Origin of the sequence: Microbacterium sp. nov. GSS16 (assembly GCF_028198145.1) — a bacterium.
Classification (GTDB): domain Bacteria; phylum Actinomycetota; class Actinomycetes; order Actinomycetales; family Microbacteriaceae; genus Microbacterium.
The window spans coordinates 721,569-737,507 of the sequence record NZ_CP116338.1 but is presented as its reverse complement, the minus strand read 5'-3'; the positions used below and the strand labels follow the sequence as shown (position 1 = coordinate 737,507).

The window sequence follows — 15,939 nt, the reverse complement described above, 5'->3', positions numbered from 1 at the left end:
TTTCTCGACCGACGTCTTCGTGATGTGCGGGAATGCGTCCCGTCGGCTCAGGCGAATCGGTCTCCGTCTTTCGCTGCCCCTTCTTCGTCGGCGTGCTCGCGTACCGCAGCGTCGTCGACCTGGGCGGGCGGTGTGTCCTGCAGGTAGGTGCGGTCGTCGTTCGGGTCGCCGGTGCCGTCGTCCATGCCGTTCTCGAGCAGTTCCTCGTCGGTCGGCTCGTGTGCGGGTGTGCTGTCGCTCATACTCACTCCTTCAATCGGTGGAGTCCACGATCGGCGTGCTCTGCGAGGGAGTCGAGAGGCTTGACAGCCCGTGGTGCATCGACGAGGGCGCCTGCCCTTCGTCGACTGGGCCCCTATGGTCGCGTCAGGCGCGAGGGGACGACCCTTCGGGACCTGCGGATGCCAAGGCGCGCACGAACCCCGGGCGGACTCAGCCGAACAGCAGCGTGAGCGCGGTCACCCCGCCGCCGCCGACGATGAGCGCGACGATCGTGACCCACGCGACGATGCGGATGCGGCGGCTGCGGCGCTCGCCGAGATCGCCGTAGTCCTCGTCGGTCTGCGGCCCGGTCATGCGGAGAGCTCGGTGACGGTCGGCCCGAACACGGCCGGCAGCGTGCCGCGCGAGGTCTCGCGCAGCTCGTCGACCGACACGGTGAACACGTCCTGCACCTCGAGGGTCGGCTCGGTGTCGGTTACGCCGATGCGCAGCACCGGGTAATCGCGCCCTTCGCACAGACCGCGGAACTTCACGTCCTCTTCGCGGGGCACGGTCACGATCACGCGGCCGGCCGACTCCGAGAAGAGCGCGGTGGCGGCATCCACTCCGTCGCGCTCCATCAGCTCGGTGAGCCAGACGCGCGCGCCGACGCCGAAGCGCATGACGCCCTCGGCGAGGGCCTGGCCGAGGCCACCCTCCGACAGGTCGTGCGCCGACGAGATCAGCCACTCCTCGCGAGCGGCGCCGAGGAGCCCGGCGAGCCGCCGCTCGGCGGCGAGGTCTACCTTCGGCGGCAGGCCGCCGAGGTGGTCGTGCACGACGTCGGCCCAGGCCGAGCCCGACAGCTCGGTCGAGGTCACGCCGAGCAGGTAGATGTTGTCGCCGGCATCCTGCCAGCCCGACGGGATGCGACGCGAGACGTCGTCGATGATGCCGAGCACGCCGACCAGCGGGGTCGGGTGGATCGGCACGTCGCCGGTCTGGTTGTAGAACGACACGTTGCCGCCGGTGACGGGGGTGCCCAGCTCGTAGCATCCGTCTGCCAGACCGTCGACGGTCTGACCGAACTGCCACATCACCTCGGGGTTCTCGGGTGAGCCGAAGTTGAGGCAGTCGGTGATCGCCGTGGGGGTCGCGCCGGTGACGGCGACGTTGCGGTACGCCTCGGCGAGGGCGAGCTGCGCGCCCGCGTACGGGTCGAGCTGGCAGTAGCGGCCGTTGGCGTCGGTCGAGACCGCGAAGCCGAGACCCGACTCCTCGTCGACGCGCACCATGCCGGCGTCGTCGGGGAAGGCGAGGGCGGTGTTGCCGCCGACGTAGTAGTCGTACTGGTTGGTGATCCAGCTGGTGTCGGCGAGGTTGGGCGAGCCGAGCAGCTGCAGGAACTGAGTGCGCAGCACAGCCGGGTCATCGGTGCGCGGAAGGTCTTCAGCGGCATCCGCCTGCAGCGCGTCGATCCACGTCGGATACGCGACGGGACGGTCGTAGACCGGGCCGTCGACGGCGACGGTCGACGGGTCGACGTCGACGATGCGCTCGCCCTGCCAGTCGATGACGAGGCGTCCGTCTCCCGTCACCTCGCCGAGCACGCTGGTCTCGACCTCCCACTTGCCGACCACCTCGAGGAAGGCGTCGAGCTTCTCGGGCGCGACGATCGCCATCATGCGCTCCTGCGACTCGCTCATCAGGATCTCTTCGGCGGTGAGCGACGGGTCGCGCAGCAGCACATTGTCGAGCGAGACGTGCATGCCGCTGTTGCCGTTGGCGGCCAGCTCGCTGGTTGCGCAGGAGATGCCGGCGGCACCGAGGTCCTGAATCGCCTCGACCAGCTCGCGCTGGTACAGCTCGAGGCAGCACTCGATGAGCACCTTCTCGGCGAACGGGTCGCCGACCTGTACGGCGGGTCGTTTGGTCGGGCCGGCCTCGTCGAAGGAGTCGGATGCCAGGATCGACGCGCCACCGATGCCGTCGCCGCCCGTGCGGGCGCCGAACAGCACGACCTTGTTGCCCACGCCGGTGGCGTTGGCGAGCTTGAGGTCTTCGTGGCGAAGGACGCCGACGGCGAGCGCGTTCACGAGCGGGTTGGCCTGATAGACGGCGTCGAACACCGTCTCACCGCCGATGTTCGGAAGCCCCAGGCAGTTGCCGTAGAAGCTGATGCCGCTGGTGACGCCGTGCACGACGCGCGGGGTGTCGGGGTGGTCGATGGCGCCGAAGCGCAGGGCATCCATCACCGCGACCGGGCGGGCGCCCATCGAGATGATGTCGCGCACGATGCCGCCGACGCCAGTCGCGGCTCCCTGGAACGGCTCGATGAACGAGGGGTGGTTGTGCGACTCGGCCTTGAACGTGACGGCCCAGCCCTCACCCACGTCGACGACGCCGGCGTTCTGACCCATGCCGACCATGAGGCGCTCGCGCATCTCGTCGGAGACCTTCTGACCGAAGCGGCGCAGGTAGTTCTTCGACGACTTGTACGAGCAGTGCTCAGACCACATCACCGAGTACATGGCCAGCTCGCCCGAGGTGGGGCGGCGGCCGAGGATGGTCTTGATCTGCTCGTACTCCTCGGGCTTGAGACCGAGCGCACCGTACGGCTGCTCCTTCTCAGGAGTCGCGATGGCGTTCTCGACCGAGTCGGGAACATGCTGACGAGAGGCAGGAGTGGTCACGCGGGCTCCAGAAGAAGAGGGAGGCGGGGCGTGTCCAGTCTACCGGCGCGTCCCGACGCCCTCAGCCCGTTGGTCACTCGATGGCGACGACGCCCTCGCCGCCTGACTGCTCCGGGTCGGCGCCCGGCTCGGTGCGCAGGGGCTGCCCGGCCGTTGAGCCGTGATCGCGCATCAGCTGCTCGCGCGGCGGCTGCGGGCGCTGATACGCGTACTCGCCGCCCTGGCGTCCTCCGTACGGGCGTCCGTGGTCGGCGTACTCCTCGCGGAAGAATGCCAGCCGCCACCGACCCATCGTGATGAGAGCGCCGGTGCGCAGGATGCGCCCCTGCTCTTCGTCGCCGATGCGTTCGCGGTACGCTCCGCCGCCGACCGCGCCCTTCGCGTAGAGCACGTACTCGTCGCCCTGCTCGTGGCGGATCTCGGCGTGCACCGATTCGAGGCCGGGCAGAACGAGGTCGCACGTCGGCGACGAGCCGATGGCGACGCGGTCGGCGGTGAGGTCGAACACCTTCGGTGCCACGCCGTCCCACTGCTCGGCGTCGACGGTGAAGATGAGTCGCGGATGCCCGGCACCCCACGCGTAGTGAGTCGTGGTGACCCGCCGTGGGCGGTAGCGCTGGAACGTCGGCGCCAGTGGCAGCAGCACACCGGCGACCTGGGGGATGGGCGGCAGAGAGCGGGTGGACTGGATGCGCCGCACGCTGGTCAGCGCGCTCAACGAGCCGAGGCGCACGTGCGATGACCCGGTGAGCAGGCGTGCGAGCACGCTGCGCCGCACATCGCCCACCTCGACGAGCGGCCCCTGCGGGCCGTCGATGCGCACGGTCAGCCCTTGCGCGGCGAGCTGCTTGGCGAGGGCGTCGACTTCGTGCAGCTGCGCGCGGCTCACGCTCGGAAGACGCTCGGGATCGCTGATGAACACGTTCACGCGCCGGCCCTGGCCGGTGATCTTCACCGAGAAGGGCGGCTCGTCATCGGTTCCGAGCAGCGCGACCGTGAGATCGGCGTCGACGGTGATCATGGCCGTGCCCCACTGAGGCTTCAGCCCGCGGCGGGGCCGGAGTCCCGGTCGGTGTACGTGCCGGCGTCGGAGGTGAGGGTGTTGTCGCTGGTGGTGACGCGCAGTGTGCCGTTGATCTTCCACGTCGCGCGCGGCGCGTCGGGGCCGATGTCACGCGGCACCTCGACCGTCATGTCGTCGAACGCGTAGTTGACCACCGCACCGCGACCGGTGAGGAAAGACCACATCTCGCGGCCCAGGTCGGTCCAGTCGCCGATCGAGCGGCCCTCGGGCCCGCTGCTCGATCCGAACAGGTCGGAGGAGGAAGAGGAGGAAGTCGTGTCGCTCATGGTCGGCTCCTTTGCCGGTGTCGGTGATCAGACATTAGTCCTGCCCACCGACACCGGCAAGAGCCGATGTTGGACCGAGGTCAGAGGTCGACCTTGCCGCTCTCGCCGCCGTCGTACTGCTCTCCCGTCAGCTTCGACTTCACGAAGCTGAACACCGTTGCGATGCGCCCGCCCGGGGAGTCCCAGTACTCCGCCGATTCCGCCGTGAAGCGCACGAGGCCCACGTCGGGGTCGTCGGGTCCGTCGGGGAACCACGCCTCGACCATCGGGTTCCACAGTTCATCGATCTTGGCGCGGTCGTCGACCAGCCACGCCGTTCCGGAGAGCGAGACCCACGCGTCGTTCGAGCTCATCGAGACGTTCACGTCGGCGTCGGCGGCGAGCTCTTCCGCAGGGGATGAGCTCTTCGAGATCAGGAACCACAGGTCGCCGTCGAACTCGGCCTCCTGCACGGTGAACGGCCGGGCGACGAGCTTGCCGTCGCCCTTGCGCGTCGTCAGCATCGCGAAGCGGAAGTCTTTGATCAGCTCGGCGACCTTCTTGCGGTCTTCGGTGGTGTCGGTCATCGCCTGTCCCTTCCTGCCGCCCGCGGGATGCGGATGGCGTGTGACCCTCACGATGCCCGCCGCGCGCACGCGCGACGAGGGGGTTGTGATGCCGAGCGCGCTGGGTTACGCCGTCGGAGCTCAGAGCCGGAGGTGCGAGGCCCCTCGAACCTCGTGCCCGGAACCGAGATCCCGCACGAAACCGGACGATCCCGGACAGCGGTTCGCTCCTCGCGGACACGGAAGTTCCCGAAACTGAGAGCGTGTTCTCCACCTCTCTCCAAGCGCACCTCGAGCGCGCCCGAACGCGGCACGGCTGCGCTCTGACGCCGGACGATTTCGTGTTCTTCCGAGTCGACGGACGGCTCGGCTGGCGCGTCGCATCCACGGTCGCCGGCGCAGAGGACGTCCTGTACGAGATCTGGGACACCGATGGGCACAGACGGGACTCGCCGGACACAGCTGCGATGCAGGGCAGCATCCGGGTCGACGGCCGGGAAACCCCTCTGCCGCACCCCTACCGAAGGTCCTTGAGGCGCAAGGCCGCCCTGCAGGACTGGTACGACGCGATCCTGTTCGAAGAGGCCCAGCGAGAAGCGAGCGCGCGCAGCGTACGACGGTGGGGACAGGACGAGCTCTCGAGCATGGTGAAGCGCTCATCCTTGGGGATCTCGGCCTACGGCGCCCACGAGGTCGCCGTCGACTCCTTCCCGACCGTGTCCGCCCTGCAAGCCTGGATCGATGAAGCGCTCTCGGGCACTCGGGTGCGTGTGATCGCGCTCGTGCTCGCGGACTACCCCTATTTTCGCGACGAGATGCGGGATGGGCAGCTGTTGCAGAAGATGGACGGCGACGAAGCGGTCGCATATCTTCCGATCGTGGTCGCGACCAATCAGGATTCAGCGGTCGCGCTCGCTGAACGGGAGGGGCACCTGCCCCCACGACCCTCGGCGACTGTCCGGATGTCGGGCGGCACGCGTATCCGCTGGTGGGCGGACGCCGTGCTCTCGTGGTCTGCGGTGGCCCGCAACAGCACGCTGAGTCGCGACGGCGACGCACGCCCCGCGGCAGGCGACTGGGTTCTGCTCGGGGTCGAAGGAACCGACATAGCTCTGCCGGTGCCGTGGGGCAGTTCGAATCTGCTCATCGAGACCGACGACGACGGGGCGCTGGTCGAGATCTCAGCACCGTCGACTGCGAGGCGCGAGCAGCACCATCGCCGCCGCGCAGAGTTCGAAGACAGGTGGGGGCGATGGCTCGACGAGGAGCAGAACCTCACGCGGGAAGAGCTCGAGGCCGGCATCCGGCGCGCCGAAGCCGGACTGCGTGCCGTGCTCGCGATCGAGGAGGACTGATGGCCACGCGCTCGACCGTGGAAGACGACGTCATCGGCATCGACGACAGCGACGGTGAAGACCGTCCACGCGGGTGCGCATGGGATGAGAGCGTCTGCACCACCACGCCGGAGTACCGCATCGGGCGGGGCGGCCACGTCGGAGAAGACGACGAGCCCCTCGAGCCCGAGGTTCAGGTCTACTGCGGACGCCACTACGCGCTGGAACTCGCGCGACTCACCGAGGTGCATCTGCACGACTGCGCTGCGCCCGCTTCTCATCATGTTTCGCACTACGGGAGGGTTGCATGAGCAGCTTCAATCAGGATGACACCGTCATCGCACGGGTACTCGCAGATCTCATCACCGGCGACAGCAGTCGCCTGGTCGGCGAGATCCTGCGTCCAGTGCCCAATTTCTGGGACATCGTCGACTACGGCGCGAGCGCGGGTGAGACCCGGTACAGCAAGATGGTGGGCTGGCTGCTCGACCCGCAGGAGGACCACGGACTGGGCACGTTCTTCGCCTCCCGCTTCGTGCAGACGGCCCTCGGCGAGGGTGCGCCGGAGATCTCCGAGCGCGCCCGCGTGCACCCGAGGGAGTGGCGCAACATCGACGTCCTCCTCGTCGACTACGACGAGGAGGGGATGCCGGTGCGCACCCTGGTGATCGAGAACAAGACCGACACGAGCGAGCACACCCGCAGCGGACTGCTGACAGCGCAGACCACCTGGTACAACTGGGTCATCCGCGGTGATTTCGAGAGCATGGAGCAGTCGGTGGCATCAGCGGACCTCGAGCCGACGCAGGCTGCTCGCCTGCGCAAGCAGATCCGCCGATGGAGGACCGACACCGGCGACTACCGCGGCATCGACGATGCCGGCCGCCACTTCGTCTACCTCACGCCCCGTCAGGACGAGCACGCAGAGGATCCGGAGTTCCGCACCGTCACCTACGAGCAGCTCGAGGGGCTGCTCGATGAGGTGATCCAGCTGCTCACCGATCGGGGTGACGCGGACGCGGCGAAGATCGTGCTCGACTTCCGCCGCACGATCCACCGCCGATTCGACAGAAGGCTCGGCGAGCAGATCACGCACGCGTTCGATGAGTACCCCGATCTCGGCGCGGAGCTCGCTTCGGTGGCCCAGCAGATGGGTGTGGTCAACGCCGAGGACACGCGTAGCGGTGACAAGCAGTACTTCAAGGCCGCCCGCACGAAGAAGATCGATCCTGAAGAGCTGCGGGTGCACCTCGATCAAGAGCTCGGACGCCCGATCACGGAGATCGAACTGCGACGCCTCGTCGCCCACGTGTGGCAGAGCCGGCCGAGCTCCTTCGCGAACGACACGTCGAAGTTCCACTGGGGTGACAAGCGCAACGGCAGGTTCTCGAAGACGGAGACGCTGCAGAAGATCGCGCAGGCCTTCGTCGTCGAGCACGGGATCACGTCGATCGGCGAGTTCGAGGAGAAGTTCGGTGCGGTCGTCGGCACCGTGATCCTCCCCGATCCCGCCAATCCGTACGACGGCACGGCGCTGCTGTACGACCCGGACCATCACCCCTACAGCGCATCCGACGCGAAGCGGTATAAGAGGACCGAGATCGACATGCGCGAGCGCATCGGAGCCATCACCTTCGATGACGGCAAGCGCTACCGCGTGCACTGGAACCTCGGACACCGACGCCCCGGCCGGGTCGGCGTGATCGCGCACCTGCCTGTCATCCGTCACTTCCAGCAGACGGGCGATCCCCAGGTCTATCCGATCGCGGACGCCTCGTGAGGGGGCGTTCGGTCGACGGGGGATCGGCCTGGTGGCGTCGCCCGTGGTTCTGGGGGCTGGTGGTGCTGCTGTCTCCCGTCGCGGCGATGCTGGTCTGGTCGCTGGTCGTGCTGGTGTGGATCGGCCTGCACACCCTCGCCGGTCTGCCGCTGCCCCCGGCCATCGAGCAAACCGTTCCCCTCGGCGCCGTCGGCGACACCTTCGGAGGTCTGCTCGGCCCCATACTCAACACCCTCGTGCTGGTCGTGACCATCTCAGTGGCGCTCGGGCAGCGTCGGCATGTGGTCGCCGAGCGGGAGGCGAATCTCGAGGTCGCGGATCGCGCTCGCGCTGAACAGGTGACTGCCTGGGTCGCGGAAACCGCTCACTCCGATCAGCGGGGGAGCTATCTGGGCGTGGTGGTCATCAACAACGGGTCGACATTGGTGCGCGATGTCGACCTGGTGGTCACCGTGAAAAATGGCGAATCCCCCCTCGAACTGCGCAATCGAGAAGCGGTCATCCCACCCGGCACATGGTTTCTGCCCATCAACCGCGCTCATGCCGAAGACCGCGGTGAGGCCATGTCGCCGACGCCCGGGTCGGAGCCGAGCAGCGATTGGGCCGCAGCAGTGGCCGTCGACACGAGCGGCCACCTGCGGGTCGATCTGCCGGATGACGACCGGCCGCGGGCGCCGCTGACCTCGCACGTGCTCGGCGTGCATCTGCCGATCACGGTGGACGGTCAGAAGCGTCCCTACTACGAGATTCAGCTGCTGCGCTTCACTCTCGACGGCGCGCAGTGGTGGCGCGACGGCGGAGGCCGGCTCAGCCGCAGCATCCCGCAGGCCGAGGCGGCGCGGACGGCGAACTGGGAGAGCGAATTCTCGCCGCTCGCCTCGGTTCCTCGGCCTCCGTCCGAGGGCCCGAAGCAGATCCACCGAAAAGACCCGGGCGTGCAGAGCTTCATCTCGCAGTTCGCGGCACGCCTGACGGGCCGGAATGCGGACGACATCTCCCGGAACGTCCGCTACGCGACCGCGGAGCCGCTCCGCGGAGTGGGGATCGGGGCGCTTCGGATCAGCCGTGCAGGCCAGGGCATCGCGTTCTACGAGAGCGATTCGCCCGACGCACCGACAGTGCTGTGGCTCTCAGGCAACACGAATCGGATGCCGGCCGTCATCGACTTCGTGGAGGAGTGGAGAGAGCGCGCCGAGCGTCAGTCGGTCGGTCCGCTGATCTCGGAGCTCGTCGACTACAAGGACCCGATCGAGATGGCCGACGAGTTCGTCGCTCGTCTGCCGCGGCATCTCGCTGAAGTGGTGCCCGCCTCCGCGTGACCGCGCCGGGCCGATCCCGGCTCAGAGCCGGATGTACGCCGCGCCCTCGAACTGCGCATCGGTCAGGGCGACGATCGCGGCGGCGACGGTGCGGATGCCGGGCTGCAGGTCGTCTTCGGTGATCTCGTGCGCGCGCATGCCGCCCTCGCACGGCGCGCGAGCGCGGCCGCGAGATAGGGAGCCGTGCGACTCCCGGACGCTGCGGCGACGGCATCCGGGGTTCCCGTCGCGACGATCCGCCCGCCCGCGTCGCCGCCGGACGGCCCGAGGTCGATGACCCAGTCGGCGTCGGCGACGACGTTCATGTCGTGTTCGACCACGACCACCGTGTCGCCCGCGTCGACGAGGGCGTGCAGCTGCGCGAGCAGCAGGCGCACGTCGGCGGGGTGCAGTCCGGTCGTCGGCTCGTCGAGCAGGTAGAGCGTGTACCCGCGGCGCACTCGCTGCAGCTCGGTGGCGAGTTTGATGCGCTGCGCCTCGCCGCCCGACAGCTCGGTGGCAGGCTGGCCGAGGCGCAGATACCCGAGCCCGACGTCGAGCAGCGCGCGCAGGCTGCGCGCCGCCGCGGGGATCTCGGCGAGCACGTCCGCAGCCTGCGTGACGGTGAGCGCGAGCACGTCGGCGATCGAGTGCCCGTGCCAGCGCACCTCGAGGGTCTCGTCGTTGTACCTGGCGCCGTGGCAGGTGGGGCAGCGGCCGTAGCTGCCGGGCAGGAAGAGCAGCTCGACGGCGACGAAGCCCTCGCCCTGGCAGGTCTCGCAGCGCCCGCCGGGCACGTTGAACGAGAAGCGCCCGGCGGTGTAGCCGCGTTCGCGGGCGAGGTCGGTGCGCGCGAAAGCCGTGCGCACCGCATCGAACAGCCCGGTGTAGGTGGCGAGGTTCGAGCGCGGCGTGCGGCCGATGGGCTTCTGGTCGACCCGCACGAGTCGGTCGACGAGCTCGAGCCCGTCGGTCGATCGCACGGTGAGCACGTCGATGTCGGACGGTGCGGTCGCCTCCGCGATCCCCGGTTCATCGGAGTCGGTCTCGTCTTCTGTGGGGTCGGCGGCCTCGGCATCCGGATGCAGGTGATCGCGCACCACCTGGTGCAGCACCCGGCTGACGAGGGTCGACTTGCCCGAGCCCGAGACGCCGGTCACGGCGACGAGGGTCTGCAGCGGGATCGCCACGTCGACGTCGTGGAGGTTGTGCAGCCGGATGCCGTCGACGCGCAGCCACCCGGCCGCTTCACGGCGCTCGCGTGCGGCCTCACGCTCGCCCTGCGCGGAGGGGAAGAGGAAGGGCCGGGTGAGGCTGGCATCCACCTTCTCGAGGCCGTCGACGGGGCCGCTGTAGAGCACCTCGCCGCCGCCCTCGCCTGCGGCGGGGCCGACGTCGACGACCCAGTCGGCGCGGCGGACGACGTCCATGTTGTGCTCGACGACGAACACCGAGTTGCCCGAGCGCTTGAGCTGCTCGAGCACCTCGAGCAGCGGCTCGGCGTCGGCCGGGTGCAGGCCTGCCGAGGGCTCGTCGAGCACGTAGACGACGCCGAACAGTCCCGACCGCAGCTGGGTGGCCAGGCGCAGGCGCTGCATCTCGCCGGGGGAGAGCGTGGTGGTCACCCGGCCGAGGCCGAGGTAGCCGAGGCCCAGGTCGCAGAGCACCCCGATGCGGGCGCGCAGGTCGGCGGCGATCGCGACGGCGACGTCGGTGCGCTCGCCGCTGGCCGCGGTGGGCAGCGCCGCGCCGGGGTCGGTGATCTCGGTGGTGGGGCGCAGCACCTCGGCGAGCTCGGTCATCGGCAGAGCGTTCAGCTCGGCGATCGAGCGCCCCGCGAAGGTGACTGCGAGGGCTTCGCGGCGCAGCCCGGTGCCGTGGCACAGCGGGCACGGGCCGGAGCGCATGAAGCGCAGCACCTTGGCGCGCATCATGGCGCTCTGCGAGTCGGCGAGGGTGTGGAAGACGTACTTCTTCGCGCTCCAGAAGCGGCCGTTGTAGGGCTTCTCGATGCGGTCGCGCTGCGGGATGATCTGCACGACCGGCTGCTCGTCGGTGAACAGCAGCCAGTCGCGGTCGGCCTGCGGCAGATCACGCCAGGGGCGGTCGACGTCGTAGCCGAGGGTGATGGCGATGTCGCGCAGGTTCTTGCCCTGCCATGCGCCGGGCCAGGCGGCGATCGCGCCGTCGCGGATGCTGAGCGAGGGGTCGGGCACGAGCGAATCCTCGGTGACGTCGTGCACGACGCCCACGCCGTGGCAACGCGGGCAGGCGCCGGCGGCCGTGTTGGGCGAGAAGGCGTCGGAGTCGAGGCGCTCGGTGACGCCTTCGGGGTAGGTGCCGGCGCGCGAGAACAGCATGCGCAGCGAGTTCGACAGCGTGGTGACCGTGCCGACGCTGGAGCGCGAGCTGGGCGCGCCGCGCCGCTGCTGCAGCGCGACCGCGGGCGGCAGTCCGGTGATCGAGTCGACGTGCGGGTCGTGGCCCTGCTGGATCAGCCGACGTGCGTACGGGGCGACGGATTCGAGATAGCGGCGCTGCGCCTCGGTGAAGATCGTGCCGAATGCGAGCGACGACTTGCCCGAGCCCGAGACGCCGGTGAAGGCGACGATGCGGTCGCGTGGCATGTCGACGTCGACGCCGCGCAGGTTGTTCTCGTGGGCGCCGCGGACGCGGACGAACGGATCGGCGGCCGGTGACGTGTCGAGCATCCGAACGAGTCTAGTGAGCGCGCATCAGGGGGTCTGAGCGCGGAGTCAGGTTCTGGAGCCTCAGCGCAGCGCCGCCCGCGCGAGCGCGCCCGGTCATTCCGGTTTCGGCGCCTCGCCGGGGATGAAGTAGCGCACGGGCGACAGGTTGGTGCGCACGATCGCGTCGCCGCCGGCGTCGAGGAACTGATCGAACGTGGCGACGCTGAGCGTGCCCTCGGGGTCGGCGACGATCACGTTGTCGACCACGGGCAGCAGCGACGCGGTGCCCTTCGGCCACGCGGCGAACGTGGTGGTGACCCCGGTCTCGAGCACCCGGATCTTGGGGACGAGGAAGAGCACGTCGGGTCGCTGCAGCGCCTCGCCCTGGCGCTCGTACGCGCGCACGGCGAACAGGCGCAGCACCCGCTGGATGCGCATCTCGAGGTCGGGGAAGTGCTGCAGCCAGTCGAATCGTCCCCACTGCCGGTCGGCAAGCACGACCGGATGCACGCTGACCAGCGGCCCGCCCGCGTCGTAGAGGCGCTCCGCGTCGTCGAGCACGCGTGCGACCGCGGCCTCGTCGTCGGCTCCGACGATCGCGACGTGGTCGCGCGCCAGCGCGAACACCACCGGCGCGCCCGCCAGGGCATCCGCCGGGATCCGGCTGGGGTCGACCAGCACGGATGCCGCGACCGCTTCGTCATCGATGAGGATCATCCCGTCGACGGCGGCGGGGACAGGGCGGGCGGATGCCACGGCATCGGCCACCACGTCGGCGAACGGGCGGGACCAGGTCTCGACCTGCCCCTGCGTGACCGCCGCTCCGGACGGATCGGTGAGCCCGACGAACAGCTCGCCGCCGACGTACTCGACGCGGGGATGCGCGTCGCCCGGGGCGGTGACCGCCAGCACGCCGAGTTCGCTGGCTGCATAGATGCGCGCCTCAGTGTCCATTCCGCAGTCTCCCCACACGTTCGTTCTCGTCCTGCCCTGCAACACTATCGGCCGGGTCCGACTGGACCTTTTCGCGCGCCATCACACCAGGTCGGTCGTCGCATGGTCGAGTTCGACCACCTGGTCCCAGCTCCACCTCAGGTCGATGTCGGGAAGTGGGTCGGAGGCGAGGGACTCGTCGAGCAAGCTCGCGGGGACGACGTGCAGGGCGACGGCCGGCCATCCACGCGTCCAGACCAGCGCGATGGTCGTTCCGTCGACGACGCGCCACCACTCAGCTCGGTCGGCCCGGGACTTCTGCAGTGCCTGTCGGTACGATCCGGTGCTGTCCACCGGTTCGGAAGTGTCGGTGAAGTCGACCGATGTGGCTGGACCGGCGGCGTCGATGATCGAATCACGAACGCGCGACACGAAAGTCCGCATGTCATCGTCGTCTGCGTAAGGGTTCCAGCCGCGATCGACGTCGCCCTGCCAGGTGAGAGGGATGATCTTCGCCTCACCGCGCACGAGCACGGGCACGTTCTCAGCCAGCCAGCCGTCTTCCGTCGCTTCGGTCGCCCCGGGGAGCAGCCCGTGATGCTGCACGATCAGGTCGCAGGCGTCGGAGGGCAGCAGTGCCCCGCGGTTCACGGTCGACCGGTGGAAAGGTCGTGGCGGAGCCACGTCGTCGTCGTACGTCTTCGCGGCGGCGAGGGCGACGACCTCATCCCACGACCAGTTCAGGTCGGTGGGCGGCATCTCTGCGTCGATCCATTCGATGGGGATGACGTGCACCGCCACCGCGTCGACGGGGGCGGGAAGCGGTGCGCCGTAGGTGACGAGGACGATCCTCCAGAGCGAGTCGCCAGGACCCCACGAGTCGGCGCGCCGTGCGCCGGTGCGCAGCAGCTCGGCCGCGTACGTCGGCGAGTCGACGGCCCGGGGAACATCGAGATCGATGCCGTTCGTGTGGATCCACCGGTACTCGCTCGCAGCTTGTATCGCCGACCAGAGGGAATTCGTCTGGGCGCGCAGCTCGGCGGAATCGGCGGGCTCGGCGTCGCGCAGCCACGCGAGCGGGACGATCAGGGCCTCCCCCTTGCGCAACGAAGGGACACCGGCCGTGAGCCAGCTGTTCTCGGTCGGCAGAGCACGCCGCTCGGTGAGCATCTCTTCGAGGGTGGCGATCACCACTTCGCCCGATACGGGGACGATCACTCGCAGACCTCGCGCTCCCCGGGCGTCGTGGCGGCGAAGTAGACGACATCAGCCCACTGCCATGCCAGATCCATCAGAAAGCCGATCCTCGGCCTTCGTCCGGCCACTCGGTCGGATCCCACCGCACGTCGATCCAGCGGGCCGCGGGGCGCGTCCGCCGCTCGGACACCCAGCTGATCGGCACCACATGCAGAGCCAAGGTGAGGCCACCGCGGTTCTCGTCACCCGTCCAGACCAAGGTCACGCCATGCGCCTGGTCGATCTCCCACCAGGTCGCCTCGGTCGTGTTCGCTTCGCGTAGTGCCGCCGTGTACGCCGCCACCTCGTCGTCGCCGGTGCGGGCGAGGTCGATGCGGATTCCCCGACCGGCGCGGTACTCGCACGCGCCGTCGATCCCGTCGGCCAGCAGCTGCATGCGATGCCGCAGCTCTCTCGGATCGCCGGTCGGCGTCCCGAGCTGCGCGGCCAGCGGCACGATTCGTGCGTCACCGCGCGTGATGAGCGGAAGGCTGTCGATCGCAGCTCCGGTGAGGACCGCTTCGACGTTGCGGACGACGACCTCCGCATCAGCGGGGATCCGCCACATCGAATCGAACATCGCCACACGATCGCCGCCCGCGTGCCTGACCTGCGCTGCGAGGGCGTGCGCAGCGGCGGCCGCACCGTCACCGACGCGCGTCGCCTCGGCAGGCCGAGACGCCGCGATGAGCGGATGCCACTGGCCGAACTGCGGGACGGCTTCGCGCAGGCCGCTTGTATCGACACCGTCGACCTGGGTGAACTCCTCGTCCTCACCCGGGGTCTGCACCGTGAGCTCGAGCACGCCGTCGGTCGAGATGTCCTGCGTGACGGTGATGACGTCGACGAGCGGGATCTGCTCCTCGCCGGCTGGGTAGAAGCGATCGGCGATGCGTCGGCAGAACAGCATCCCATCGGTTTGCTCCCACATCACACGGCGCAGCAGCTTCTTCTGCGCCGTGTGGAACGAGACGGTGAAACGATGCGAGTTCGATGACACGTCGAGCATCCACGAGACCGGCTGATCGGCCGGGACCACCGTCAAGCCGCCGCCCTGCTCGTATTGCTCGCGGGCCTCGTCGACGCTGAGGTAGGGATCGTCGCCGAGGGCTTCGAGGCGGTAGATCTCGAACCGCCGCGGGTAGAGGACGGAGGTCATCCGGATGCCTGCTTCGAGCCGAACACGAACTTGCTGAAGTCACCCCACGTGCCGCCGACCGAAGGGTCGTCGGGGGTCGAGTTCGGATGGATCGCGAACGAGGTCTCAGGGGTGCCATCGGGGAGGTAACCGCCCGGAATCCACTGCGCGTTGGCGCCGTTTTCGTTGCCATGCGGCACATGGAAATTGCCGTTCTGCAGTTCCGGCAGGCTGAATTCGGCCTTCACGATGTCGACGGTGTTGCCGTTCTTGTCGACGAAGAAGTTCTCGCCGAGGCCGAGCGCGGCGCCCAGCTCCTGCGGGGTCTTCGCCTCGGCCTGGATGCGGTCGAACTCCGACTTCGGGAAGACGAAGGTCTCACCGCCGTTGCCGGCGCCGTACTTGTCGAGGTTGGTCTGCGTATAGAAGCGCACCGCGCCGTCTTCGAACCGGGCCTTGTGCGCGTCGATGTAGTCCTGATCCAGGTAGTCCGACGGGTCGGGGCGCTGCCCCTTGTCGATGTCGACGATCTGGTTGGGCGTCGGCCCGTCCTTCTTCCAGCCGTTCTGCAGGGCGTCGGGCACGACATCCGTGTCGTCGAGGTCTTTGATGTCGACGCCGTTGCGCTTGGTCTTGTCGCCGTGCTTGCGGAACATCTCCGCGAGCTGACGGACGTGGATCGGGGTGTCGTCGAGGGCCCTGAGCAGGGGCTCGACGGCGTTCTTCAGCGGGTGTCCCATG

15 protein-coding genes are annotated in these 15,939 nt (G+C 69.0%); 4 read left to right on the top strand and 11 right to left on the bottom strand.

Going from position 1 to position 15,939, the window contains the following annotated elements; translation table 11 throughout:
- Window positions 1-47: 47 nt before the first annotated feature.
- The 6 genes from PGB26_RS03380 to PGB26_RS03355 form a co-directional block, all read right to left on the bottom strand.
- Entirely contained in the window at window positions 48-242 is a 195-nt protein-coding gene (locus PGB26_RS03380) for a hypothetical protein (RefSeq protein ID WP_271638880.1), read from the bottom strand.
- A 190-nt stretch (window positions 243-432) separates the two neighbouring features.
- Entirely contained in the window at window positions 433-576 is a 144-nt protein-coding gene (locus tag PGB26_RS03375; protein ID WP_271638879.1) for a hypothetical protein, read from the bottom strand.
- Window positions 573-2,894 carry a phosphoribosylformylglycinamidine synthase subunit PurL gene (gene purL, locus PGB26_RS03370; protein WP_271638878.1) on the bottom strand — a complete coding sequence of 774 codons (2,322 nt, stop codon included), beginning with the start codon at window positions 2,892-2,894 and terminating at the stop codon, window positions 573-575. Before purL ends, PGB26_RS03375 begins: the two co-directional genes overlap by 4 nt.
- A 73-nt stretch (window positions 2,895-2,967) precedes the next feature.
- Complete coding sequence (locus PGB26_RS03365) at window positions 2,968-3,915, bottom strand: hypothetical protein (RefSeq protein ID WP_271638877.1); 948 nt, start codon at window positions 3,913-3,915, stop codon at window positions 2,968-2,970.
- Between the two features lie 20 nt (window positions 3,916-3,935).
- Window positions 3,936-4,244, bottom strand: a complete 309-nt coding sequence (locus PGB26_RS03360) for a hypothetical protein (protein WP_271638876.1) — start codon at window positions 4,242-4,244, stop codon at window positions 3,936-3,938.
- Window positions 4,245-4,324: 80 nt separating this feature from the next.
- Window positions 4,325-4,810, bottom strand: a complete 486-nt coding sequence (locus PGB26_RS03355) for a pyridoxamine 5'-phosphate oxidase family protein (protein ID WP_271638875.1) — start codon at window positions 4,808-4,810, stop codon at window positions 4,325-4,327.
- Between the two features lie 242 nt (window positions 4,811-5,052).
- On the opposite strand from PGB26_RS03355, the gene PGB26_RS03350 reads away from it, so the two are divergent.
- Genes PGB26_RS03350 through PGB26_RS03335 form a run of 4 tightly spaced genes read left to right on the top strand, consistent with a single transcriptional unit; the run spans window position 5,053 to window position 9,222 of the window.
- The gene (locus PGB26_RS03350; protein WP_271638874.1) at window positions 5,053-6,144 is read left to right on the top strand and encodes a hypothetical protein; all 1,092 of its coding nucleotides are present in this window, start codon (window positions 5,053-5,055) and stop codon (window positions 6,142-6,144) included.
- On the top strand, window positions 6,144-6,434 hold the full coding sequence (locus PGB26_RS03345) for a hypothetical protein (protein WP_271638873.1): 291 nt from the start codon (window positions 6,144-6,146) through the stop codon (window positions 6,432-6,434). Before PGB26_RS03350 ends, PGB26_RS03345 begins: the two co-directional genes overlap by 1 nt.
- Window positions 6,431-7,903, top strand: coding sequence for a PD-(D/E)XK nuclease family protein (locus PGB26_RS03340; RefSeq protein WP_271638872.1), 1,473 nt, complete (start codon window positions 6,431-6,433; stop codon window positions 7,901-7,903). The genes PGB26_RS03345 and PGB26_RS03340 overlap by 4 nt, the downstream gene beginning before the upstream one ends.
- Entirely contained in the window at window positions 7,900-9,222 is a 1,323-nt protein-coding gene (locus PGB26_RS03335; RefSeq protein ID WP_271638871.1) for a hypothetical protein, read from the top strand. The genes PGB26_RS03340 and PGB26_RS03335 overlap by 4 nt, the downstream gene beginning before the upstream one ends.
- Before the next feature lie 62 nt (window positions 9,223-9,284).
- Here the strand turns inward: PGB26_RS03335 and PGB26_RS03330 are convergent, their stop codons facing one another.
- From PGB26_RS03330 to PGB26_RS03310, 5 genes are all read right to left on the bottom strand, one after another.
- Window positions 9,285-11,912, bottom strand: coding sequence for an excinuclease ABC subunit UvrA (locus PGB26_RS03330; RefSeq protein ID WP_271638870.1), 2,628 nt, complete (start codon window positions 11,910-11,912; stop codon window positions 9,285-9,287).
- A gap of 93 nt (window positions 11,913-12,005) precedes the next feature.
- Window positions 12,006-12,845: a hypothetical protein gene (locus tag PGB26_RS03325; RefSeq protein ID WP_271638869.1), complete on the bottom strand. Its 840-nt coding sequence runs from the start codon at window positions 12,843-12,845 to the stop codon at window positions 12,006-12,008.
- Between the two features lie 81 nt (window positions 12,846-12,926).
- Window positions 12,927-14,042 carry a hypothetical protein gene (locus PGB26_RS03320; protein WP_271638868.1) on the bottom strand — a complete coding sequence of 372 codons (1,116 nt, stop codon included), beginning with the start codon at window positions 14,040-14,042 and terminating at the stop codon, window positions 12,927-12,929.
- 73 nt (window positions 14,043-14,115) lie between these two features.
- Window positions 14,116-15,219 (bottom strand): hypothetical protein, encoded by a 1,104-nt coding sequence (locus PGB26_RS03315; RefSeq protein WP_271638867.1) that lies wholly within the window; start codon window positions 15,217-15,219, stop codon window positions 14,116-14,118.
- Window positions 15,216-15,938: a hypothetical protein gene (locus PGB26_RS03310; RefSeq protein WP_271638866.1), complete on the bottom strand. Its 723-nt coding sequence runs from the start codon at window positions 15,936-15,938 to the stop codon at window positions 15,216-15,218. The genes PGB26_RS03315 and PGB26_RS03310 overlap by 4 nt, the downstream gene beginning before the upstream one ends.
- Window position 15,939: the final 1 nt, after the last annotated feature.